Genomic DNA, 21,019 nt, shown 5'->3' on the forward strand with positions numbered 1-21,019 from the left:
GGGGATGCGGGACGAGCCCGCGAGATGGGGAATGCGATCGGAGCGCAGGATGCAGCGACGCGCAAGGCGGCACACGCGAGCGGAGCGCGTGTCGATGCCGCGATGCGGGCGAGAGAATGTGATGTCTCGTATGAGCGTGCGAACGCGAGTTTCGCCATGCAAGCAACCTGCCGTACAACTCCATGCCGGCCAGCATACCATCGCCGTTATTGGGCGGGCGTTGCGTTGCAACAAGAAACAACTGTGACGACGCGCCGGCATGCCGCTTGCGGGCATGTCCTTTTTACTGCGCCGACGCGTGAGCTTTGGGGACGAAACGGCTGGAACATCCGTCCTGCAAGGGTTTCGCGAAAACGGAAAAATCGCGCGACATGCTCGCATGCGATGCACGCGAACATGTCGCGGCGCAGATTCGCGTTTTCGCTACTCAGGCAAACCCTGAATTAGGTTGCGTACACAAACATCCATCGCGCGTGCGTTGTGTGCGCTACTGCTCAAAACGGCGCGCCCGGCAATCCGGGGTAATACGCGCCTGCCGCCATCCCGCCGTCGACGGACAGTTCGGCGCCGTTGCAGTACGACGCTTCGTCGCTCGCGAGAAACAGCGTCGCACGCGCGATTTCGTCAGGCAAGCCGACGCGCTGCAGCGGCACGTGCGTGTAGTGCTTGTTGATCTCGTCGAGCGGCGCGCCGGTCGGGTTCGACATCGCGGTGTTGACGCCACCGGGATGAATCGAATTCACGCGCACGCCCTGGTGGCCGAGTTCGAGCGCCGCCACCTTCGTCAACCCGCGCACGCCCCATTTGCTCGATACGTAGGCGGCCAGCGCGTTCACGCCGCGCAGCCCGTCCACCGACGAGATGTTGACGATCGATCCGCTCTTCTGCGCGATCATGCGCGGCGCGATCGTGCGGATGCCGACGAACGTGCCGACGAGATTGACCGATACCGCGCGCTCGAAATCACGTTTCGACAATTCGGTGATCGCACCGAACATCAGCACGGCCGCGTTGTTCACGAGCACGTCGATGCGGCCGAACTGCTCGACGGTCGCATCGGTGACGCGCGCCCAGTTCTGTTCGTCGCTCACGTCGAGCCGCATGAAGCGTGCCGCGTCGCCGAGTTCGCGCGCCAGCGCCTCGCCTTCCGCGTCGAGCACGTCACCGATCACGACGCGCGCGCCCTCCGCGACGAACAGCCTGCATGTTGCGGCGCCCATCCCGCGCGCGCCGCCCGTGACGATCGCCACCTTCCCTTCCAGTCGACCCATGTCGTTCTCTCCTCGATGCTTTCCGATTCCCGTTTGCCGGCCGCGACGCGCTGCGACGCGCATCGGTGCCGGCCCTCGATGTGCGTCGCGTTCGCCGTCAGCCCCAATACGCCTGCCCGCCGTCGAGCGGCAGCGTGGCGCCCGTCAGGTACGCGGCGTCGCGGCTCGCGAGAAACACGATCGCGCGCCCGATGTCCTGCTCGCAGTCGCCCACGCGGCCGAGCGGGATCGTGCGGAAGAACGCCGCCGCTTCGTCCGGGTTCGCGTCGACCCAGCCCTTCAGCCCCGGCGACAGCGCATGCGGCGCGACCGCGTTCACGCGAATGCCGTCGGCGCCCCATTCGCATGCGGCAGCACGCGTGAGCGCGCGAATCGCTTCCTTGGTCGCCGCGTAGGCGCCATAGCCCGACGCGTCCCAGCGCACCGCGGCCGACGACGCGAAATTGACGATCACGCCGTCCCCCTTCAGATGCGGATGGCACGCGCGCATCATGCGCAGCGTCGCGATCGGCCCCGACTCGAGGCCCGCGAGAAAATCCGTGTCGGTCACGTCGAGCAGGCGGCCGAGCGGCACGACCTGCGCGTTGTTGATCAGGATCTGCACGCCGCGAAACCGCTCGACGACCGCATCGACGCACCGCGCGATCTGCGCGGCGTCCATCACGTCGCACACGAACGGCTCCGCGATACCGCCGCGCGCGCGGATCGCATCGCAAGTCGCGACCAGCTTGTCGCGCGTGCGGCCGACCACGGCCACCTGTGCGCCTTCGCCCGCGAGCGCGTGCGCAATGCCTTGCCCGACGCCCTGCCCCGCGCCCGTCACGAGCGCGACCTTGCCTTCGAGGATGCCCATGTGCGCTCCTTAAGCGACGATCGCCGGATGAGCCTGCACGGGCCCGCCAAGCAGTTCGCGATACGACGGCGGCTGCTTGCCGTCGAGTTCCGCGATGCCATACTGCAGCGCGGCTTCCGCGCCGACCAGCACCTGCCCCGACAACGCCATGCGCTGCGGATCGGCGTGGATCGCATGGATCACGCGGCCGGTGAATTCCGGGCTTTCGGCGACGAGCGAGAACTCCTTGTAGAGGTCCGGATGCTCGTCCCACACGCGCGTCGTGCGTTCGGTTCGCAGCGGCCCCATCCAGATCGACACGGCCGCGACGTCGAACGGTTTCAGGTCGACGGCCATGTCCTTCGCGAACTTGTCGACGCCGGACTTCTGCGCGCCGTACGCGGCGCCGTGCATGTAGCAGCTCGCGCCGAACGACGACGTGAACGCGATCAGCCCGCTGTGGCGCCTCGCCATCAGCGGCGCGGCGTGCCAGCTCGCGACGTACGCCGAGCGCAGCCCGACGTCGAGGATGTTCACGAGATCGAGCGACTTCTCCCAGAACGGGCCTGGCAGGATCAGCTGGTCGTGCAGGTAGGTCGCGTTGTTGACGAGGATGTCGAGTCGCCCGCTGTCGCGTTCGACGCGCTCGAACAGCGCCTTCACTTGTGCGTCGTCCGCGTGGTCGCACGCGACGGCGATCCCGCGGCCGCCGAGCGCGTCGATTTCGCGCGCGGTTTCGTGGATCGTGCCGGGCAGCGGCGCGTCGCCTTCGTTCTGCGAGCGCCCCGTCACATAGACGGTCATGCCGGCCGCGCCGAGCGCGCGCGCGATGCCCTTGCCTGCACCGCGCGACGCGCCCGTCACGACGGCGACGGGCGCCTCGTTGTTCTGTGCCATGTTCGATGTCTCCTGGGGAATGTTTTCAACCTGAGTGGGTCGTGCGCGTCGTCACGCGGCAGGCGGCTGCGCGCCGGCGAACAGCACGCCCGGCGCATCGCCGTCGTAGCGGGCGGACAACGTCGACGTGACGACGCAGCGGGTGGCCGCGATCTTCCATTCGCCGTCGACCTTCCGGTATTCGTCGTCGTAGGTCGCGCCGAGCTGCGTGAGCGTGCGCGCGTTGGTGTCGAGCATCTGGTAATGCAGGCCCCACGTGCCGCGCGCATGCGTGTCGTCGAGCACGGTGATGTCGGGATTCACGCCGTGGTGCATCTCGACGATGTGCGGATGGCAGCCGAGCCGCTCGAACACGTCGACGAGCGCATCGCGGTGGTCGAACGTACCGATTCGGCCGTAGTCGATGTGCACCGCGCCGGGCGCGAAGCAGTCGCGCATCCCTTGCGGATCCTTCCGGTCGCAGCACGTGAAGTAGCGCGCCTTCAGGCGGCGGATCGCGTCGGCGTCCTCCAGCCTGCGCACGCGCGCTTCCATTCGTTCGATCGGGGTCATGCCGTCTCCTTGGTCTCGTGTGCGCGGATCGAAGCCGCGTCGACACCACGTTACAGGCGCATGGAAGGCCGGCCATCACCTGTTTGGATGAACCCCGATGTCGCGTATCCGCGAACTTGAACGCAGCTCCCGCGGCGTTCGTCCGAACAGACGATGTGACGCAGGCGGCTTCATTCCTACCATCCGATGACACCACCACGAGACACGGCGATGGACGAGACGACCCGCACGCTCCACGAGTACGAGCAGATCCGCCAGCTGAAGTACCGGTATTTCCGCGCGGTCGATACACACGACTGGTCGCTGCTCGCGCAATGCCTGACCGAGGACTGCGAGGCGCGCCTGTACGGCGGCCGCTATGCGTACGACGGCCGCGACGCATTCGTGTCCAGCCTGCGCGAACTGCTCGGCAAGCCGACCTTCCTGACGATGCATCACGGCCACCACCCCGAGCTCACGCTGGTGTCCGCCGATCATGCGTGCGGCGTGTGGTTTCTCGAGGATCATGCGATCAATCTAGAGGACAACTACCTGCTGCACGGCACCGCGTTCTACGACGACCAGTACGTGAAGCGCGACGGCGTGTGGCGTATTCACGCGACGCGTCACGAGCGCCTGTTCGAAACCGTCACGTCGCCGATTCCGCCGTCGTTCACGCTGACCGCCAACCGCTTCGCACCGGGCGCGCAGGACGCGACCGGTTCGACCGATCCGGCCGTCAACGCTTCCTGAAACCCGGCGGCAGCGCCGCCGACCTCGTCATCCCCTTTGGAGCCGGAGCAATGGAGAAAGTCATTTATGTATTGTGGCGCGATGCGCAGGCCGCGCCCGAACAATGGAGCCGCAGCGTGCGCGCGCAGCTCGCCGACAAGCTGCTGTCGCTAGGCGCGCACGGCGTGCAGATCAACGTTGCCGACGCCGATGTCGCGCCGGCCGCCGGCCTGAAGCAGACCAACACGCACCCGGGCATCGACGGCATCGTCGCGGTGTGGATCGACAGCGCGAACCCGATGTTCCGCCAGCCGTTCGACGACGCGGTGCGCGCGATCGTCCCGCACATGGCCGCGTATCTCGTCACGGAATCGCAGCCGATTCCGAACACGCGCTTTCCGGCGCGGCCCGGCGAGCGCACGAGCGGCTTCTCGCAGCTCGCGTTCCTGAAGCGCCCGCCGCGCCTCACGCATGAAGCATGGCTCGACGTATGGCACGGCCATCACACGCGCGTCGCGATCGACACGCAGGACAACTTCCTGTACGTGCAGAACGTGGTCGTGCGCGCGCTCACGCATGCGGCGCCCGGCTACGACGCGATCGTCGAGGAATGCTTCCCGGCCGCCGCGATGACCGATCCGTACGCGTTCTTCGATGCAGTCGGCGACGAGGAGAAATTCCAGCGCAACGTCGCGGAGATGATGGACAGCTGCGGACGCTTCATCGATTTCGACAAGATCGACGTGGTGCCGACGAGCCAATACGTCGTGAAGGCCGTGCGCGGATAAAAAAAACGCCAACCCGTCATGAACGGGTTGGCGTCGTGCCGCGGGTATGACGATTACGAGAACTGGTTCATCGTGTTGTCCTTGCCCGCTGCCTTCAGCGCTGCGTCGCCGCTGAAGTATTCCTTGTGGTCGTCGCCGATATCCGAGCCGGACATGTTCTGGTGCTTGACGCACGCGATGCCCTGACGGATTTCCTTGCGCTGCACGCCCGCCACGTAACCGAGCATGCCCTGTTCGCCGAAGTATTCCTTCGCGAGGTTGTCGGTCGACAGCGCGGCCGTGTGGTACGTCGGCAGCGTGATCAGGTGGTGGAAGATGCCTGCTTCACGCGATGCATCGGCCTGGAACGTACGGATCTTCTCGTCGGCGAGCTTGGCCAGTTCGGTCTCGTCGTACTCGACGCTCATCAACTGCGCACGGTCGTATGCCGACACGTCCTTGCCCTCTGCCTTCATTGCGTCGTACACCTGCTGACGGAAGTTCAGCGTCCAGTTGAACGACGGGCTGTTGTTGTACACCAGCTTCGCGTTCGGGATGACCTTGCGGATTTCGCTGACCATGCCGCCGATCTGCGCGATGTGCGGTTTTTCGGTTTCGATCCACAGCAGATCGGCGCCGTTCTGCAGCGACGTGATGCAGTCGAGCACGCAACGCGCTTCGCCCGTGCCGGCGCGGAACTGGAACAGGTTGCTCGGCAGGCGCTTCGGACGCAGCAGCTTGCCGTCGCGCTTGATGACGACGTCACCGTTGCCCAGCTGGTCGGCCGACAGCTCTTCGCAGTCGAGGAACGCGTTGTACTTGTCGCCCAGGTCGCCCGGCTCGTTGGTCACGGCGATCTGCTTGGTCAGGCCGGCGCCGAGCGAGTCGGTACGGGCGACGATGATGCCGTCGTCCACGCCCAGTTCCAGGAACGCGTAGCGGATCGCGCGGATCTTCGCGAGGAAGTCCTCGTGCGGCACGGTGACCTTGCCGTCCTGGTGGCCGCACTGCTTCTCGTCGGACACCTGGTTTTCGATCTGGATGCAGCACGCGCCCGCTTCGATGAACTGCTTGGCCAGCAGGTACGTTGCTTCGGCGTTGCCGAAGCCGGCGTCGATGTCGGCGATGATCGGCACGACGTGCGTCACGTGGTTGTCGATCTTTTCCTGGATGGCGGCCTTGGCAGCGGCGTCCTTGGCAGCATCCAGCTCGCGGAACAGGCCGCCGAGTTCACGTGCATCGGCCTGGCGCAGGAACGTGTACAGCTCGCGGATCAGCGCGCTGACCGACGTCTTTTCGTGCATCGACTGGTCCGGCAGCGGGCCGAACTCCGAGCGCAGCGCGGCGACCATCCAGCCCGACAGGTACAGGTAGCGGCGTTCGGTGCTGTTGAAGTGCTTCTTGATCGAGATCATCTTCTGCTGGCCGATGAAGCCGTGCCAGCAACCCAGCGACTGCGTGTACTTGGACGGATCGGCATCGTACGCGGCCATGTCGGCGCGCATGATCTTCGCGGTGTACTTCGCGATGTCGAGGCCCGTCTTGAACTTGTTCTGGGCACGCATGCGGGCGGCATACTCGGGATTGATGGCATTCCACGCGCTGCCGTGGTTTTCCTTCAAGCCAGCCACTGCCTTGATGTCGTCTTGATATTGGGACATGTCAATCTCCTGGGAACGAAGCGCATTTGAGTAAAGGGTTCAGCTTGCCCGCTCCGTATGACGAAGCGAACTGCATGGACTCAATAGTAACGCCGCCCGATGCGCTTTCGGCGAAGTCTTATATAAGACATAAGATATAAATTTTGCTTGTTTTTCAATGAGATAAGCAGTGCGTTTTGCGATGCAAAACCGGTTTTCAAGCGGCGGGACGGCGGCGCGGCGGGAATTCCGCGCGCATTCCGCGATATGAAACAGCCTTTCGGCAGTTGGTGGGAGGACCAACATGGCGATCCCTGTCTCGGGGCTTTGCCATGCACATGACAAAACGTCTATACTTGGACAATTCATCGACGGCAAACCGAGGCACGCCGTCCCCGCGTACCGTGATGCGCCCTCCTGCCCGGATCGACATGAGCGACTATCCCGTTTTTGACGCGCTGTGCGAGCTGCTGAACACCTCCGGCGCGCGGTTCCGCGTGCTGGATCACCCGGCCGAAGGCAAATCCGACGTGATCGCCGCGATTCGCGGCACGCGTCCCGAACAGGGCGCGAAGGCGATGCTCTGCTCGTTCAAGGACGGCGGCGACGTCACCGCGCTCGCGGTCATCCCCGGCCATCTGAAGATCGATTTCCGCAAGGTCGCCGACGCGGTCGGCCGCCGCAAGGCGACACTCGCGCCGCCCGAACTTGCCGCCACGGTCACGCGCTGCGTGATGGGCGCCGTGCCGCCGTTCGTGTTCGACGCGAACGTGACGCTCGTCGTCGACCCCGCACTGATCGAACTCAACGACGAAATCGCGTTCAACGCGGGCCGCCTCGACCGCTCGGTCGTGCTCGACGCGTCCGACTACGTGCGGATCGCCCGCCCGCTGCTGGCCGACATCACGCGGCCGGAAACGACCGACGCGCCCGCGCTCGAGGCCAAACCATGACCACGCCCCGCTCCAGGCCGCAGTCGGAACAGGCGTCGCTGATCGAGCAGGTGCTGCGCATCGCCGAAGGGCTCGGCGCGATGTTCGCGCCGTTCACCGAAGTCGTCGTGCACGACCTGCGCACGCCGAAGCACGCGATCCTCGCGATCCATAACAACCTGTCGGGTCGCGCGATCGGCGATCCGGCGACCGAACTCGGGCTCGCCCGCATCGAGGACGACGACTTCCCCCAGGTGCTCGCGAACTACGCGAACCGCTTCGCCGACGGCCGCACGGCGAAAAGCACGTCGATCGGCATCAAGGATTCGAACGGCCGCTATGTGGCCGCGCTGTGCCTGAACGCGGACGTCACACTGTTCCGCGGTTTCCAGGGGATGCTGAACCAGTTCTGCAGCACCGAAGGCGCGCCGGTCGCCGAAACGCTCGACCCGGCCGGCGCGGACGCGATCCGGCAGCGCATCGACGCGTTCGCGACGCGCCTCGCGACCACGCCGCGCGAACTGAAGACCGACCAGCGCCGCGAGCTGATGCAGACGCTGAAGGCCGACGGCTTCCTCGAGGTGCGCCGCGCGATGGAAATCGTGTCGCAGCACCTCGGCGTGTCGCGCGCCACCGTATACAACGATGCGAAATGATGCGTGAGGCGGATGCGCCCCGCTGACCTGTTGACCGACTCTTCCGACGAGCGACTCATGAACACTCCGACCCTCCCCACCTACGACGACGTCGCGGCCGCCGCGGCACGGCTCGACGGCCACGCGCACCGCACGCCCGTGATGACGTCGCGAACGATCGACGAAGCGCTCGGCGCGCAGGTGTTCTTCAAGTGCGAGAACCTGCAGCGCATGGGCGCGTTCAAGTTCCGCGGCGCGTTCAACGCGCTGTCGCGCTTCGACGGGACGCAGCGACGCAACGGCGTCGTCGCGTTCTCGTCCGGCAACCATGCACAGGCGATCGCGCTGTCGGCGCGCATCCTCGGCATCCCGGCGACGATCGTGATGCCGCAGGACGCGCCGGCCGCGAAGATGGCCGCGACGCGCGGCTACGGCGGCAACGTCGTGACCTACGACCGCTATACCGAGGACCGCGAGCAGATCGGCCGCGCGCTCGCGGAGAAGCACGGGCTCACGCTGGTGCCGCCGTACGACCACGCGGACGTGATCGCGGGCCAGGGCACGGCGGCGAAGGAATTGTTCGACGAGGTCGGGCCGCTCGACGCGGTGTTCACGCCGCTCGGCGGCGGCGGCCTGCTGTCGGGCACGGCGCTCGCGACGCGCGCGCTGTCGCCGCACGCGAAGCTGTACGGCGTCGAGCCGGAAGCGGGCAACGACGGACAGCAATCGTTCCGGTCCGGGTCGATCGTCCATATCGACACGCCGCGCACGATCGCCGACGGCGCGCAGACGCAGCACCTCGGCAACCTGACGTTCCCGATCCTGCGGCGCGACGTCGACGACATCCTGACCGCGACCGACGCGGAACTGGTCGACTGCATGCGCTTCTTCGCGACCCGTATGAAGATTGTCGTCGAGCCGACCGGCTGCCTGTCGCTCGCGGCCGCGCGCCGGATGAAGGACGAACTGAAAGGCAAGCGCGTCGGCATCGTGATCAGCGGCGGCAACGTCGATCTCGAGAACTTCTGCGCGCTGGTCGCCGCATCCGCGTGAGCGTCGCGGCGCGCGGATGACCGCATGAACATCCCGTCATCCGCGCGCCGCCGCTCCTTCACGTCGCGTTAAGTTTCGCGCCCTACACTGAATGCGTTGTCCCGCAGTCAGTCGTGAAGAAGGAGTCGCCATGAACACGCACGCGATCGTCGCCGCCGCCCTCGCGGCAGCATCCCTCACGGCGTTCGCGCAACCGGGCGCGACGTCATCCGGTTTTTCCGCCACTTCGCCGCACGACCCGGTCGCGCAGGCCGCCCACCGTTCGCCCGCCGCGCTGCCGCACGCCGGCTTCGTGCTCGCGAAGATCGATCAGAACAATACGCCACCCGACCGCGGCGGCGAACCCAGCGGCCGCACGCACGCCGGCACGCATATGTAACCCGGCGAGAGCCGGCCGCGTCGGTCGGCCGGCCCGCGCCATGACTTCACAACGACGGCAGCGACGGATCGCGCGCGGCGAGGATGTCCGCGGTGCGCCGCTGCAGCGCGCCGTCGATCGTCTCCGGCTGCGGAATCAGCCAGTAACGCCCGTCGCGAATGCCGTCGAACGCCCGCGCCGCAAATGCGTCGGGCGTGAGTCCGTGCGCGTTCAGCATCGCGCGCATCGTGTCGACGAAGCCCTGCACCTCGGGCCGCTCGTGCGCGGCGCCGAACGGGTCGTTGAAAATGCCCGTCTGCACCGGGCCCGGCGCGAGCAGCGACACGCCGACCGGCGCGCCGAGCATCTTGAGCTCGCCGTGCAGCGATTCGGTCAGCGCGACCACCGCGAATTTCGTCGCCGAGTAAGGCGACATCAACGGGCTCGGCAGGAACCCGCCGACCGACGCCGTATTGACGATGCGCGCGGGCATGTTGCGCTCGAGCATGCGCGGCACGAAGCTGCGGATCCCGTTCATCACGCCGTGCACGTTGATCGCGAAACTGCGCTCGAACCGTTCCGGCGTGATTTCCCAGCTGAAGCCGGTCGCCATCACGCCTGCGTTGTTGAACAGCAGGTCGACGCCGCCGAAGCGCTGCCATGCGGCGTCGGCCAGCGCATCGACGGCTTCAGGGCGGCTGACGTCCGTCGGCACGCACAGCACGTCGGTGTCGAGCGTCGCGGCGAACGCGTCGAGCTTCCCCCGGTCGAGATCGGCCAGCACCACGCGCATGCCGAGCCCGGCGGCGTGGCGCGCGAGCCCGCTGCCGATACCGCTGGCCGCGCCGGTGATCACGGCGGTACCGCCGTCGAAGCGAATCGAAGTCGTCATGTCAATGTCCTGTCGGGTCGATGCGCGGATGCGCGTATGCGGGAATCACGGGTGGCGGCAACGGCGTGCGGCCGTCGAGCGAGCGCACCGCGAGCCCCTGCGACAGCGGGAAATGCAGGCTGTGCGTGACGAGGCCCGTGCGCTCGCTTGCCGGCAGGCTGCACAGCGCGAGCGCGGTTTCCGCGAGATACGCGACGTCCTCGGTCGGATAGCCTTCGGGGATGTAGCGGGCCGCGCCTGGCGTGCGGATCGCGGTGCTCGGCGCGACCAGGTTCACCGCGATGCCGTCGGCTTCGAGCTCGGCCGCGAGCCCTTGCGTGAAGCGCGACAGCGCGGCCTTGACCGCCGCATAGACGGTCGCGCCGCCCGCGCGCGAGAAATCGTCGAACGGCCGCAGCGGCGCGAGCGCCGTGACCGAGCCGACGTTCACGATCCAGCCGGCGCCGCGTGCGCGCATCAGCGGAATCGCTGCCTGGCTCAGCGCGAACGGGATGCGCAGATAGTGCTCGATCGTCGTGTCGAACATCGCCATCGGCATCGCGTCGACGCACGCGTAGTCGGCCACGCCCGCGTTGTTCACGAGGATGTCGAGGCCGCCGGCCGCCATCGCCGCGCGCCCGACGAGCGCGTCGCGCTCGGCCGGGTTCGACAGGTCGGCCGCCAGTGCGATCGCGCGGCCGCCCGCCTGCTCGATCAGCGCGACCGTTTCGGCGAGCGTGCCGGCGGTCGTCGCGGATTGCGTGAGGCTGCGCGCCGTCACGACGACGGTCGCGCCTTCCGACGCGAGGCGCTGCGCGATCGCGCGGCCGATGCCGCGGCTCGCGCCGGTCACGAGCGCGCATTTGCCCGCAAGCGTCGCGGTTCGGGTGTCGGTCATGATGTCTCCGGTAAAAGGGGTGTCACGTGCGGGCCGTTCTGCGTCAGCCCGCGATATCCGCAACGTGCAACACGAACTTGGTTTTCGCGTCGCCCGTTTGAACGAGATCGAGTGCGCGCGCCGCCCTGTCGAGCGGAAAGCGCTCGAAGCGCGGCACGCGTAGCGCGCCACGGCCGAGCCGTTCCGCGATCGCTGCCAGCGTGGCGCCGCTCGGCATCCGGCTGTACGTCATCGCGGTGCGCAGGCCGCGCTTCGCGGCTTCGGCGCCCGTCGCGGCCAATCGCTCCGCGTCGCCTGCCGCGAGCGTCATGATGTTGACGAGCGTGCCGCCCGGTGCCAGCAGGTCGAGTGCATCGGCCAGTGTGGCGCCGCCGACCGCGTCGAGCACCAGATCGACGCCGCCGGGCGCCCACGCCCGCACGGCCGCGGCGATGTCCTGTGCGCGATAGTCGATGCTCGCCGCCGCGCCGAGCGCCTCGACGCTCGCGCGGTTGCGGGCCGAGCACGTCGCCGCGACGCGCGCGCCCGCCTGCGCGGCAAGCTGGATCGCGAACGTGCCGACCGCGCCGGCGCCGCCGTGCACCAGCACGGTCTGCCCGTCACGCAGCCCGCCGTCGTCGAACAGGCCGGCCCACGCCGCCAGCGCGGGGGTCGGCGTGGCCGCCGCTTCCGCGAAGCCGACCATGTCGGGCAGGCGCACGACCGAGTCGTGCCGCACCGCGACGTATTCCGCATACGCGCCCCAGCGCCCCGCGACGACGTCGGTCTGCGCGAACACGCGCATCCCGGGCGCGAATCCTTCCACGCCATCGCCGACCGCCTCGACGACACCGGCCGCGTCGAAGCCGATCACGAACGGAAACGTGATCCGCATGAACGCGCCGAGATAGCCTTCGCGGCATTTCCAGTCGGCGGGATTGACGCCCGCGTACGCGACGCGGATCAGCACGTCGCCGGGGCCCGGCCTCGGTGCCGGAACATCGGCCATTCGCAGCGCGTCGGAATGACCGATGCGGTCGATCAGCAAGGCTCGCACGGTGGTGTCTCCAGGGTTGTCGTTTGCATGGCGGCGGGTCGCGTGCGCCGCGCGTCACGCCGCCGTGTCGGCCAGCAGGCTCGACGCGAGCGGACAGAACGCGTGCGCGATCGCATCGACCGTCCAGTCGGGGCTTTCGGCGTCGAAGCGGCGGTCGACCCAGCCCCAGTGATACGGATGCAGCAGGTACTCGCCGAGCAGATCGCCGAGGTGCGCGAATTCCTGTTGCCAGACGTGGGTCCACGCACCCGGCGTCACGATCCTGCTCAGCCGCCAGTTGCGGATGCCGGGCATGAACGCGGGCATGCGCAGCAACTCGCGCTCGAGGTCGCGTACCTGGGCTTCGTCGGCCTCCGGCCGCACGCGCAACATCAGCGTGCGCCATACGCCGTCGCGCAGCGCCGGCTCGCGCAGGCCGCCGCCGATCGCCCGGCATGCGGCGCCGTCGATCCGCACGACGCCCGGTATGCGGGCCAGCGCGGTGAAGCCCGGCGCGTGGTCGGTCGCCCGTTCGTCGCGCAGCACGTCGAGCGTGTAGTCGCCAGCGTTCCAGCAGCCTTCCAGATTGCGTGCCAGCGCAACGCGGGTCGCGCCGGGCAGCGCATGCGCGGCGTCGCGCAATGCACGCTCGACCGCGCTGGCATCGTCGGTCGCCGAAACGAATATCTGCGCCGTGTCATGCCGCATGGTCGACCTCCGTCAGTGCAGGCAGCGGTGCATCGGCGTCCGTCATCACATGGCGGCGGCGGGCGTCGCACAGCGCATCGATGGCCGTCCAGAACGCAAGGACGTCACCGTCGGTCAGCGCGCGCATCCGGTAGTACGCCGGCGCATCGGCAACCTGCCACGTCAGCCACAGCGTGCTCGGCTGCCCCGGCACCGCGACGGGCGGCGACACCCAGCGGCCGGCCGCCGTCAGTCCGCGCGCCGCGCGGCCCGGCAAATAACGGTCGCGCAGCAGCGCCAGCACGTCGGGAATGCGTTCGGGTGCGAGGGTGATTTCGTCTACGATCTGGATCATTCGCGGGTCGTCTCGGTTCGTTCGTGGCGCAATGCGATGCCGGCCGCCTACGCCGTTCCGGCGAGGCCGGAAGCGGCCGGCGTGGATAACATTCTTGCGTGGCGACGGCCGGCGAACCCCTACCGGCCCGCTCACCCGCCCCTGTCGCAACGCTCAGATCGGCAGAGATATGAAACAACGCGCATTGCCGGCACGCGATCGCATGCTGCCGGGCCTCGGCGACCGCCTGCGGGACGAGTTGACGCGCAGCGGCGCACCGCCAGTGGAACGACCGGCGACATCGGCCGCTGACGTCGCGTCGACGACGCCAGGCGGCTTCGTCGCGCTGTACCGCGACGCCATCGAGCGACTCGAGGCGCAAGTCGCGCGCGGCAACGGCCATCCGCCGATGCGCAAGCAGGAAGTCGACCTGATGTGCCGCTGCCTGCTCAGTTGCACGACGCTCGGCGACGCGATCCGCTGCGCGGCCGAGTTCTGCGAGATGCTGACGCCGCGCGCCGGTGCGCTGTCGCTCGCGGTGCGTGACGCTCGCGCGACGTTCCGGATGGATTCGCTGCGTCGCACGCGCAGCCCGGCCGCGTGCCTCGTCGACCTGACGGGCCTGTTCTGCTATCTGCAACTGTTCGGCTGGCTCATCGGGCAGCCGCTGCGGCCGGACGAAGTCTGGCTCGGCCATCAGCGCCGCGACGACGCGATGCCGCTGCTCGGGCTGTTCAATGCGCCGGTCGACGTCGGCCGCAAAACCTATGGCTTCGCATTCGACGCCGCGCGGCTCGATGCCCCCGTGATCCGCCTGCCGGGCGAACTGGCCACGTTCCTCGTCGATTTTCCGTTTCGTCTGATCGATGCGGCGCCGGCCGTCGTGTCATGGGCGCAGCAGGTACGCGGTTTTCTCGACGCGGCGCTCGCGCGCGAGCAGGCGCTGCCCACGCTCGCCGAACTGGCGAGATGGCTCGGCGTCAGCGAGGCGACGTTGCGACGGCGGCTGGCTGCCGAAGGCAGCGGCTATCACGCGTTGCACGAGCAGTGTCTCGCCGACGTCGCACGGCGCTGCCTGCGCGAGTCGGACTGGCCGGTCGCGCGAATCGCCGCGCATCTCGGGTTCGGCGGCGAGGAAGCATTCCGGCGGGCGTTCGTGCGATGGACGGGTGTCGCGCCGAGCCGGTTCCGGCGCGATTGCCGCGCGGCCAGCGCCCCATTTCATCAGATGTAAAGCGGCCCGCATGTCTCGCAGGAAAGGATTTGGGAAGAATCCGGCGATCACTGACGTTTTTTCGCATCCCTGCGCGCTTCGCCAATTGACGCGCCGGAGCGCTCGCCATTACGCTTGCGCGCTGATGGTTCCCGGAGACGGGATGAAAAGGGAACGCAGAAGAGGCAGCGCCTCGAATCTGCGGCTGCCCCCGCAACTGTGAGCGGCGAATCCGCACTACCCCACGCCACTGGGAAACCGGGAAGGCCGGTGCGAATAGCGACCCGCGAGCCAGGAGACCTGCCATCGACCCGAGGTCCAAGCAGCCGCGCCGGGCGGGGTGTCCCGGAGCGCCAGGCGCCACCTTTGGCGGTCGCCCCGTTGCATGGACGGCCCGACCTCAGGACCCTTCAGATGTCCAGTCTTTCCGCCTCCGCTTCCTCGCCGGAAGCGTCGTGCCGTCGCGCCAGCCAGCCATGGGCGCGGCGTGTGCGCACGCGTGCGCCGTGCCGTGTCGTCCGATCCTCGCGACGACCGCCCACGCTCCCCGGTCTCGCGATAGACCAACACGAACCCGGGCGGTACGCACCGCCACCCGCTTACGCTCGCCGTACCTGCAACACGATCACGTTCATTGCCTCATGAATCTTCGCCACCTTCTCGCCACGTCCGCCGCCACGGCGCTGTTCGCCCCGATCGCCCATGCCGCAGGCGACGCGGCGCTCCCGCAGCCGCCCCAACCCGCCGAAGCCGCCGACCTGCCGACGATCAGCGTGACCGACACACGGCACCTGCCCGAATCGTTCGACCAGCGCTATGCGACGACGCAGGTGCTCACGCGCGCCGATCTCGATCGGCTGTCGCCGAGCGACCCGAGCATCACGCAGGCGCTCGCGACGCTGCCGGGCGTGACCGTCTCGCAAAACGGCGGCCCCGGCTCGTCCGCGTCCGTGAGCATCCGCGGCTCGTCCGCCAACCAGGTCGCGGTGTTCATCGACGGCATCCGGATCGGCTCGCCGACGACCGGCATCGCGCCGTGGGCCGACCTGCCGACCGACGCGTTCGAACGCGTCGAGGTGATCTCGGGGCCGGCCGCCGCATCGTTCGGCGCGAATGCGATGGGCGGCGTCGTGCAACTGTTCACGCGCCGCGCCGCCGGCCAGCCGAACCAGACGACCGTGTCGTTCGGCGGCGGCTCGAACAAGACCTTCGACACGCAGTTGCGCACGTCGGGCACCGTGCCGTCGACGGGGCCGCTCGCCGCGCTCGGCGGCCTCACCTACACGCTCGGCCTGCACGACTACAACACGGCCGGCATCGACGCGACGCGACCGTTCGCGTACGGCCACGAGGCCGGCCGCAATCCGTATCATGCGCAGGACCTCGATGCGCGACTCGGCTACGCGCGCGACAACTGGTCGATCTCGACGTTCGCGCTGTATCACCGCTCCGACCTGTCCTATGACAGCGCCGGCTTTGCGAATCGCGAGCTCGATCATCAGCTGACGACCGGCATCGCGTTCCATCTCGACATCACACCCGACACCCAGTTCGACCAGTCGTTCGGTTATGCGAACGACCGCCAGTTCCTGTATGCGAGCGACCCGACGATCCCGACCGACCAGATCAATTCGCAGCGCATCAGTTCGTCGACGTCGCTGACCCACCAGGAGCATGGCTTCCGACTGTTCGGCCTGCCGCTGTCGGGCGAGACGAAGCTCGCGTACGACTTCACGCGCGAACAGGCATTCCTGCCGGTCGACGTGCCCGACGGCGTGCCCACGCGCAACGACTCCGCGTTCTCGCTGCATCAGTCGGCGACGCTCGGCAGCGTGACGATGTTCGTCGCGGGGCGGCACGAGATCATCGCCGGGAAAGCCGTCAACACCGGCAATGCCGCGCTGTCGTGGGCCATCACGCCGGTCTATACGGCCCGCGTGTCCTACGGCAACGCGTTCCGCCTTCCCTCGTTCAACGACTTGTACTACCCGGGCTACGGCAATCCGGACCTGAGCCCGGAACGCAGCGATTCGGTCGAGGCCGCGCTCGACGCGAACACGGCGTACGGCACGTTCAGCGCCGCGATCTACGACACGCGCATCAGCAACCTGATCGCATACAACCCCGCGACGCGCTCGCCGATGAACATCGGTCGCTCGCATATCCGCGGCATCGACCTGTCGTACAAGGGCACGATCGGCCGCCATACGCCAGTGAGCATCGCGATCGGTTTCCTGAATCCCCAGGACGAAACCAACGACAGCTGGCTCAACCGCCGGCCGCGCCAGACGGTCAGCGTCAACGTCGACCACACGTGGGACGAATTGCACCTGCATGCACTGAGCACGGGCGCGTCGCTGAACTACGGCGGCACGACGTTCGACGACCCGGCCAACACGACGTATCTGCCGTCGTACCTGACCGTGAACCTGCGCGCGTCGTACAGGATCAATTCGCACCTGACGGTGTCGGCGACGCTGTCGAACCTGTTCGACCGTCAGTACATGACCGCGTACGGCTACAACACGCTCGGCCGCACCGCGTTCGGCAAGGTCAGCTACACGTTCTGACCGCGCGCGCGGTGTGTCGATGCCGCGATTCGCGTCATGACCAGACGACGCCGTGCATGCCCGCGATCAACTGGATCGCGCCGAACACCGCGATCACGACTGCGGATACGCGCGACAGCCCGCGCATGAACGTCAGCGGCATCTTCGTGCGCAACGCGGCGGTCGCGCTGCTCAGGCACAGCCACCACGTCGCGGATCCGAGGAACACGCCCGCGACCATCAAGGTCACGGGCGGCCCCATCGCGCCTTCATGCGTGCCCGCCAGCGGGCCGAGCGCCGCGAAGATCCCGACGAACGACAGGATCGTCATCGGGTTCGACAGCGTGAGGCCGAAGGTCGTCAGGAAATCGCGAAGCACGGTCGCGCGCGGCACGTCGTGCACCGCAGACGCGGCCGGCGCCTGCCGCGCGATGGACCAGGCCAGCCACACGAGGAACGCGCCGCCGACGATTTTCAGCGTGACGGTCAGCATCGGAAACGCAGTGACGATGCCGGCGACGCCCAGCGCCCCGAGCAGCCCGTAGATCGCGTCGGCGCACGCGGCGCCGATGCCCGTCGCGAACCCCGCGTGAAAGCCGCGGCTCAGACTGCGCTGGATGCAGAGCATGCCGATCGGGCCGACCGGCACCGCGATCGACAACCCCATCACGACGGACTTGATGAACAGCATGGCCGGCTCCTCGCGACGTGCAATGACATGAACCGCATCGTAGGGAAAGTCCGGTCGCCGCCGAAGGCGGTTTTTAAGGAAAAATGAGCCTTTCACCTTAAAAACTCCGCCGCGATGGATGAACTCGACTGGAAGATACTCGCGCTGCTGCAGGCCAACGGCCGCATCAGCTACACGGAACTGGCGCGCCAGGTTCACCTGTCGGTGCCGGCGGTCACGGAACGCGTGAAGCGCCTCGAATCGGCGGGCGTGATCGACGGCTACACGGCGCGGGTCAATCCGGCCGCGGCCGGCTACCCGGTGAGCGCGCTGATCGGCATCACGGTGCAGCAGCCGGCGAAGGCGAAATTCCTGAAGCTGCTGGAGACGATTCCCGAAGTGGTCGAGTGCCATCACGTGACCGGCGCGGATTCCTACGTGATGCGGTTCGTCGCCGTCAGCATGGCGCACCTCGAGCAACTGATCGAGCGCATCAACCTCTACGGCGAAACGCGCACGTCGATCGTGATGTCGACGCCACTGCCGGCGCGCGGGCTCGCGCGCCCGGCAGCGGCGGTCAAAGGCATTCGGGGGTGACACGACACCCCGCGTTGCGCGATGCTGTGCGGTGCGCACCTTGCTCGAACCGGACAACCTGCCATGTCAGTCATCGGACTCAATCATTACAACCTGCGCGCGGATCGTGCCACGCTCGATACGCTGCGCGATTTCTATGTGAACGTCGTGGGCCTCCAGCCAGGCTACCGACCGCCGTTCCAGAGCAACGGCTACTGGCTCTACGCGGGGGCGCAGGCGATCCTCCATCTGTCGGAAGCGCGGCCCGGCGAGATCCGGCCGCCGCACGTCGTCAACACGTTCGACCATATGGCATTTTCATGCGAGAACGCCGCCGACATGGAACGGCGCCTGGCCGACGCGCAGGTCAGGTACGCACGCACGTACGTGCCGCTCACGCGCCAGCTGCAGCTGTTTTTCACCGACCCGGCCGGCAATGGCATCGAGTTGAATTTTGCCGAAGCCGGCGGCGATTCCGGTGACGGACCGGGTTAGCGCCGGCGACCGGCCCGTGACGGTCGCCAGGCAAGCGGTCGCTTGCGCGACCGTTACTGCCGTTGCACGAGCTTCACGATCGTCAGCGTGCCCCCCACGCGCTCGACCCGGACCTTGATCTTGTCGCCCACGTGCAGCGACTCGATCATCGCCGGGTCGCCGGCCTTGAACGCCATCGTCATCGGCGCCATCCCGACGTTCTCGAGGGCGCCGTGCTTCAGTGTCACCATGCCGTGCGCGGCATCGATCCGTTTCACTTCGGCATCGGTCAACGCCGAATCCGGCGCCGACATCTTCATGTCGCCCATGTTCATGTCGGGCATGCTCCCGCCCGCACGCACCGGCGTCGCAACGACGGCCATCGCGCCGAGAACGGTGACGGCGAGGTATCGGATTTTCATCGGGACACTCCGTTGTTCCGCCAACGACGAACGCGCCCGCTACACCAGCAACGTCGCAACCGCCCACGCGATCAGCACGACGCCCAGTGCGCGGCCAACGCGCTCGCCGCCCGGCAGCACCTTTTCGACGAGCACGAACAGTGACAACGCGACGATCCACACGACGTTCATCACGCCGCCGACGAACAGCAGCGCCATCAGCAGCCAGCAGCAGCCCACGCAATACGCGCCGTGCCGCACGCCGAGCAGGAAGCTGCCCGTGAGTCCCGGGCGCCCGTACGTCGTGAGAAACCGGACCGGCGACCGACATTGACGCAGGCACGCCTGTTTCAGCGGCGAGAATTGATAGGCGCCGGCCAGCGCGAGGACGATCGCGGACAATACGGCGCTCTTCGACCACAGCATCATTCCGGAGATCAGGCCGGCGGGCTGCAGCAGCGTCTGCAGCACGGCCGCGGCGACCGAAAACGCGAGCCACGCGGCCAGATAGCCCGCCAGCAGGAACGCCGACGTCAAAGCCGCCCCGGCTCCGTGCGCACCGTGATGCCGCAGCACCCGCCGGTACAACAGTACGAGCGGCGCCGCGCTGGGCGTCATCATCGCGATCATCATCACCCACCACATCAGGACCACGGTCGCAAGCGACGGATCCATGGTCCCCATGTCGTCGGCCAGCCGATGCGGGAACAACGCCACCGCCGTCATGTCCAGCGCCGACATGCCGGTACCCGCGCCCGTCCACAGGTAGACCCAGCACGCGCCGACGAGCGCGGTCATGCCAAGCAGCGTGACGACGCGCTCGCGCCCGAGAAAATCGCCGACGGGGATCATGCCGCGACGCGATGCCGGATCAGCCCGTGGTTGTTCAGGTGCAGCCGCGCGAACTGCGCGTAGCTCCGCTCGAGATTCAGCTCGATGTGGCCACGCGACCGGCCGGTGCCCGAACCGATCTCGGCCAGCTCGTATTCGAAGCCGTGCGGCAGGTCGATCCGCGCGCGATGCTCCGCACCCGTCACCGGATTGCGGATCGGTTCGCCGACGATGTCGAACACGCCCTCGACGCCGATCCGGCCGCGCCGCGCATCGACATCGACGTCGAAATCGATCTTCGCGAAGATCGGATCGTATGCGTGCTCGAGCGTCGACGCGAACACGGAGAACATCGTCGCGAACGGATCGGTGTCCTGACCGGTCATGATCTTCAGCACGGCCTCGCGCTGCGCGGGACTCGCGCGCTCGTCCACGATCGGCTGGCACCGTCCGTGGCCTTCGTGAATCGGCCCCGGCCACTGGAACACGACCGCGATCCGGACGCCATCGAGCACGACGTCGCCGTAGTGGCCGCTGTCGATCGAAATCGCACCCATCGCTTCGCAGTTGCCGTGCGTCGGCAACGAATTGAACTGGCAGGGGCAACCGTATGAACAATTGCAGTTCATCAGTTCGGTTCCCTGAATTTCCCATGGCGTCATGGCTTCACCTCGCGCGTTCGGTGGCAAGTAATGCTTCGAATCTAGTGCAGCGCACAGGGGAAAGCAAAGGCCGCGCGAGACGCGCGAACGATCGAAGAAAACGCCGTGAGCGGAGGCGTGCAACGACGCTGATCCGACGAATTCATCGTAGTCGTGCGGCGCCTGCGACGCGGGCCACACCGCACGAAAC

Annotated in this window: 24 protein-coding genes and 1 riboswitch; of the genes, 10 read left to right on the top strand and 14 right to left on the bottom strand. The window is 67.5% G+C overall.

All coding sequences use genetic code 11. The annotated features are described in order from the left end of the window. Positions 1–494 precede the first annotated feature (494 nt). The 4 genes from LGM71_RS06100 to LGM71_RS06115 form a co-directional block, all read right to left on the bottom strand. On the bottom strand, positions 495–1,271 hold the full coding sequence (locus tag LGM71_RS06100; protein ID WP_226114275.1) for a glucose 1-dehydrogenase: 777 nt from the start codon (positions 1,269–1,271) through the stop codon (positions 495–497). A 97-nt stretch (positions 1,272–1,368) separates the two neighbouring features. Beyond that, positions 1,369–2,124 (bottom strand): SDR family NAD(P)-dependent oxidoreductase, encoded by a 756-nt coding sequence (locus tag LGM71_RS06105; RefSeq protein WP_226114276.1) that lies wholly within the window; start codon positions 2,122–2,124, stop codon positions 1,369–1,371. Between the two features lie 9 nt (positions 2,125–2,133). Next, positions 2,134–3,000: an SDR family NAD(P)-dependent oxidoreductase gene (locus tag LGM71_RS06110; RefSeq protein ID WP_226114277.1), complete on the bottom strand. Its 867-nt coding sequence runs from the start codon at positions 2,998–3,000 to the stop codon at positions 2,134–2,136. A 51-nt stretch (positions 3,001–3,051) separates the two neighbouring features. Next, positions 3,052–3,552, bottom strand: coding sequence for a nuclear transport factor 2 family protein (locus LGM71_RS06115; protein WP_059600491.1), 501 nt, complete (start codon positions 3,550–3,552; stop codon positions 3,052–3,054). Positions 3,553–3,762: 210 nt separating this feature from the next. Between LGM71_RS06115 and LGM71_RS06120 the strand changes: the two genes are divergently transcribed. Then, positions 3,763–4,284 carry a nuclear transport factor 2 family protein gene (locus tag LGM71_RS06120; RefSeq protein WP_226114278.1) on the top strand — a complete coding sequence of 174 codons (522 nt, stop codon included), beginning with the start codon at positions 3,763–3,765 and terminating at the stop codon, positions 4,282–4,284. 50 nt (positions 4,285–4,334) lie between these two features. Further along, positions 4,335–5,051, top strand: coding sequence for an EthD domain-containing protein (locus tag LGM71_RS06125; protein ID WP_226114279.1), 717 nt, complete (start codon positions 4,335–4,337; stop codon positions 5,049–5,051). A 53-nt stretch (positions 5,052–5,104) separates the two neighbouring features. Here LGM71_RS06125 and LGM71_RS06130 read toward each other — a convergent pair whose 3' ends face one another. Beyond that, positions 5,105–6,691, bottom strand: a complete 1,587-nt coding sequence (locus LGM71_RS06130) for an isocitrate lyase (RefSeq protein WP_059600494.1) — start codon at positions 6,689–6,691, stop codon at positions 5,105–5,107. 410 nt (positions 6,692–7,101) lie between these two features. Between LGM71_RS06130 and LGM71_RS06135 the strand changes: the two genes are divergently transcribed. The 4 genes from LGM71_RS06135 to LGM71_RS06150 all read left to right on the top strand — a co-directional run bounded on the left by LGM71_RS06135 (position 7,102) and on the right by LGM71_RS06150 (position 9,669). Next, a complete protein-coding gene (locus tag LGM71_RS06135; RefSeq protein ID WP_124900874.1) occupies positions 7,102–7,623 on the top strand; it encodes a YbaK/prolyl-tRNA synthetase associated domain-containing protein in 522 nt (173 codons plus the stop codon). Next, entirely contained in the window at positions 7,620–8,258 is a 639-nt protein-coding gene (locus LGM71_RS06140) for a transcriptional regulator (protein ID WP_151051035.1), read from the top strand. The genes LGM71_RS06135 and LGM71_RS06140 overlap by 4 nt, the downstream gene beginning before the upstream one ends. A gap of 57 nt (positions 8,259–8,315) precedes the next feature. Next, a complete protein-coding gene (locus LGM71_RS06145) occupies positions 8,316–9,290 on the top strand; it encodes a threo-3-hydroxy-L-aspartate ammonia-lyase (RefSeq protein WP_226114280.1) in 975 nt (324 codons plus the stop codon). Positions 9,291–9,420: 130 nt separating this feature from the next. Continuing rightward, complete coding sequence (locus tag LGM71_RS06150) at positions 9,421–9,669, top strand: hypothetical protein (RefSeq protein WP_059600498.1); 249 nt, start codon at positions 9,421–9,423, stop codon at positions 9,667–9,669. Between the two features lie 46 nt (positions 9,670–9,715). Here the strand turns inward: LGM71_RS06150 and LGM71_RS06155 are convergent, their stop codons facing one another. The 5 genes from LGM71_RS06155 to LGM71_RS06175 are packed head-to-tail and all read right to left on the bottom strand — an operon-like array spanning position 9,716 to position 13,474. Next, entirely contained in the window at positions 9,716–10,540 is an 825-nt protein-coding gene (locus LGM71_RS06155) for an SDR family NAD(P)-dependent oxidoreductase (RefSeq protein ID WP_226114281.1), read from the bottom strand. 1 nt (position 10,541) lies between these two features. Beyond that, positions 10,542–11,417 (bottom strand): SDR family NAD(P)-dependent oxidoreductase, encoded by an 876-nt coding sequence (locus tag LGM71_RS06160; RefSeq protein ID WP_226114282.1) that lies wholly within the window; start codon positions 11,415–11,417, stop codon positions 10,542–10,544. A 43-nt stretch (positions 11,418–11,460) separates the two neighbouring features. Then, complete coding sequence (locus LGM71_RS06165; RefSeq protein WP_226114283.1) at positions 11,461–12,453, bottom strand: NADP-dependent oxidoreductase; 993 nt, start codon at positions 12,451–12,453, stop codon at positions 11,461–11,463. A 54-nt stretch (positions 12,454–12,507) separates the two neighbouring features. Beyond that, complete coding sequence (locus LGM71_RS06170; RefSeq protein ID WP_226114284.1) at positions 12,508–13,140, bottom strand: Dabb family protein; 633 nt, start codon at positions 13,138–13,140, stop codon at positions 12,508–12,510. Continuing rightward, positions 13,130–13,474 (bottom strand): hypothetical protein, encoded by a 345-nt coding sequence (locus LGM71_RS06175; RefSeq protein ID WP_226114285.1) that lies wholly within the window; start codon positions 13,472–13,474, stop codon positions 13,130–13,132. Before LGM71_RS06175 ends, LGM71_RS06170 begins: the two co-directional genes overlap by 11 nt. A gap of 169 nt (positions 13,475–13,643) precedes the next feature. Between LGM71_RS06175 and LGM71_RS06180 the strand changes: the two genes are divergently transcribed. Then, the gene (locus tag LGM71_RS06180) at positions 13,644–14,687 is read left to right on the top strand and encodes a helix-turn-helix domain-containing protein (protein ID WP_226114286.1); all 1,044 of its coding nucleotides are present in this window, start codon (positions 13,644–13,646) and stop codon (positions 14,685–14,687) included. A gap of 108 nt (positions 14,688–14,795) precedes the next feature. Beyond that, a riboswitch (cobalamin riboswitch) is annotated at positions 14,796–14,989 on the top strand. A 318-nt stretch (positions 14,990–15,307) separates the two neighbouring features. Continuing rightward, positions 15,308–17,236, top strand: coding sequence for a TonB-dependent receptor domain-containing protein (locus LGM71_RS06185; protein ID WP_226114287.1), 1,929 nt, complete (start codon positions 15,308–15,310; stop codon positions 17,234–17,236). A gap of 34 nt (positions 17,237–17,270) precedes the next feature. On the opposite strand, the gene LGM71_RS06190 is transcribed toward LGM71_RS06185, so the two are convergent. Beyond that, complete coding sequence (locus tag LGM71_RS06190) at positions 17,271–17,906, bottom strand: LysE family translocator (RefSeq protein ID WP_174911678.1); 636 nt, start codon at positions 17,904–17,906, stop codon at positions 17,271–17,273. 114 nt (positions 17,907–18,020) lie between these two features. Between LGM71_RS06190 and LGM71_RS06195 the strand changes: the two genes are divergently transcribed. Both LGM71_RS06195 and LGM71_RS06200 read left to right on the top strand, forming a co-directional pair. Next, the gene (locus tag LGM71_RS06195) at positions 18,021–18,482 is read left to right on the top strand and encodes an Lrp/AsnC family transcriptional regulator (protein ID WP_124900883.1); all 462 of its coding nucleotides are present in this window, start codon (positions 18,021–18,023) and stop codon (positions 18,480–18,482) included. Between the two features lie 63 nt (positions 18,483–18,545). Beyond that, positions 18,546–18,956 (top strand): VOC family protein, encoded by a 411-nt coding sequence (locus LGM71_RS06200; protein ID WP_226114288.1) that lies wholly within the window; start codon positions 18,546–18,548, stop codon positions 18,954–18,956. Between the two features lie 53 nt (positions 18,957–19,009). On the opposite strand, the gene LGM71_RS06205 is transcribed toward LGM71_RS06200, so the two are convergent. Genes LGM71_RS06205 through LGM71_RS06215 form a run of 3 tightly spaced genes read right to left on the bottom strand, consistent with a single transcriptional unit; the run spans position 19,010 to position 20,829 of the window. Continuing rightward, positions 19,010–19,357, bottom strand: a complete 348-nt coding sequence (locus LGM71_RS06205) for a copper-binding protein (RefSeq protein WP_124900885.1) — start codon at positions 19,355–19,357, stop codon at positions 19,010–19,012. A gap of 39 nt (positions 19,358–19,396) precedes the next feature. Continuing rightward, positions 19,397–20,188 carry a DUF2182 domain-containing protein gene (locus tag LGM71_RS06210; RefSeq protein ID WP_226114289.1) on the bottom strand — a complete coding sequence of 264 codons (792 nt, stop codon included), beginning with the start codon at positions 20,186–20,188 and terminating at the stop codon, positions 19,397–19,399. Then, entirely contained in the window at positions 20,185–20,829 is a 645-nt protein-coding gene (locus tag LGM71_RS06215) for a DUF1326 domain-containing protein (protein ID WP_226114290.1), read from the bottom strand. Before LGM71_RS06215 ends, LGM71_RS06210 begins: the two co-directional genes overlap by 4 nt. Between the last annotated feature and the right edge of the window lie 190 nt (positions 20,830–21,019).

Source organism: Burkholderia sp. AU33545 (assembly GCF_020419685.1).
Classification (GTDB): Bacteria; Pseudomonadota; Gammaproteobacteria; order Burkholderiales; family Burkholderiaceae; genus Burkholderia; species Burkholderia diffusa.

What these genes read in the sequence shown, in the direction of transcription:
- LGM71_RS06205 (WP_124900885.1), bottom strand. Translation starts at nt 19,357, where the DNA reads ATGAAAATCCGATACCTCGCCGTCACCGTTCTCGGCGCGATGGCCGTC.
- LGM71_RS06135 (WP_124900874.1), top strand. Translation starts at nt 7,102, where the DNA reads ATGAGCGACTATCCCGTTTTTGACGCGCTGTGCGAGCTGCTGAACACC.
- LGM71_RS06195 (WP_124900883.1), top strand. Translation starts at nt 18,021, where the DNA reads ATGGATGAACTCGACTGGAAGATACTCGCGCTGCTGCAGGCCAACGGC.
- LGM71_RS06155 (WP_226114281.1), bottom strand. Translation starts at nt 10,540, where the DNA reads ATGACGACTTCGATTCGCTTCGACGGCGGTACCGCCGTGATCACCGGC.
- LGM71_RS06145 (WP_226114280.1), top strand. Translation starts at nt 8,316, where the DNA reads ATGAACACTCCGACCCTCCCCACCTACGACGACGTCGCGGCCGCCGCG.
- LGM71_RS06190 (WP_174911678.1), bottom strand. Translation starts at nt 17,906, where the DNA reads ATGCTGTTCATCAAGTCCGTCGTGATGGGGTTGTCGATCGCGGTGCCG.
- LGM71_RS06170 (WP_226114284.1), bottom strand. Translation starts at nt 13,140, where the DNA reads ATGCGGCATGACACGGCGCAGATATTCGTTTCGGCGACCGACGATGCC.
- LGM71_RS06185 (WP_226114287.1), top strand. Translation starts at nt 15,308, where the DNA reads ATGAATCTTCGCCACCTTCTCGCCACGTCCGCCGCCACGGCGCTGTTC.
- LGM71_RS06150 (WP_059600498.1), top strand. Translation starts at nt 9,421, where the DNA reads ATGAACACGCACGCGATCGTCGCCGCCGCCCTCGCGGCAGCATCCCTC.
- LGM71_RS06175 (WP_226114285.1), bottom strand. Translation starts at nt 13,474, where the DNA reads ATGATCCAGATCGTAGACGAAATCACCCTCGCACCCGAACGCATTCCC.
- LGM71_RS06110 (WP_226114277.1), bottom strand. Translation starts at nt 3,000, where the DNA reads ATGGCACAGAACAACGAGGCGCCCGTCGCCGTCGTGACGGGCGCGTCG.
- LGM71_RS06180 (WP_226114286.1), top strand. Translation starts at nt 13,644, where the DNA reads ATGAAACAACGCGCATTGCCGGCACGCGATCGCATGCTGCCGGGCCTC.
- LGM71_RS06125 (WP_226114279.1), top strand. Translation starts at nt 4,335, where the DNA reads ATGGAGAAAGTCATTTATGTATTGTGGCGCGATGCGCAGGCCGCGCCC.
- LGM71_RS06215 (WP_226114290.1), bottom strand. Translation starts at nt 20,829, where the DNA reads ATGACGCCATGGGAAATTCAGGGAACCGAACTGATGAACTGCAATTGT.
- LGM71_RS06210 (WP_226114289.1), bottom strand. Translation starts at nt 20,188, where the DNA reads ATGATCCCCGTCGGCGATTTTCTCGGGCGCGAGCGCGTCGTCACGCTG.
- LGM71_RS06140 (WP_151051035.1), top strand. Translation starts at nt 7,620, where the DNA reads ATGACCACGCCCCGCTCCAGGCCGCAGTCGGAACAGGCGTCGCTGATC.
- LGM71_RS06130 (WP_059600494.1), bottom strand. Translation starts at nt 6,691, where the DNA reads ATGTCCCAATATCAAGACGACATCAAGGCAGTGGCTGGCTTGAAGGAA.
- LGM71_RS06105 (WP_226114276.1), bottom strand. Translation starts at nt 2,124, where the DNA reads ATGGGCATCCTCGAAGGCAAGGTCGCGCTCGTGACGGGCGCGGGGCAG.
- LGM71_RS06120 (WP_226114278.1), top strand. Translation starts at nt 3,763, where the DNA reads ATGGACGAGACGACCCGCACGCTCCACGAGTACGAGCAGATCCGCCAG.
- LGM71_RS06160 (WP_226114282.1), bottom strand. Translation starts at nt 11,417, where the DNA reads ATGACCGACACCCGAACCGCGACGCTTGCGGGCAAATGCGCGCTCGTG.
- LGM71_RS06200 (WP_226114288.1), top strand. Translation starts at nt 18,546, where the DNA reads ATGTCAGTCATCGGACTCAATCATTACAACCTGCGCGCGGATCGTGCC.
- LGM71_RS06100 (WP_226114275.1), bottom strand. Translation starts at nt 1,271, where the DNA reads ATGGGTCGACTGGAAGGGAAGGTGGCGATCGTCACGGGCGGCGCGCGC.
- LGM71_RS06115 (WP_059600491.1), bottom strand. Translation starts at nt 3,552, where the DNA reads ATGACCCCGATCGAACGAATGGAAGCGCGCGTGCGCAGGCTGGAGGAC.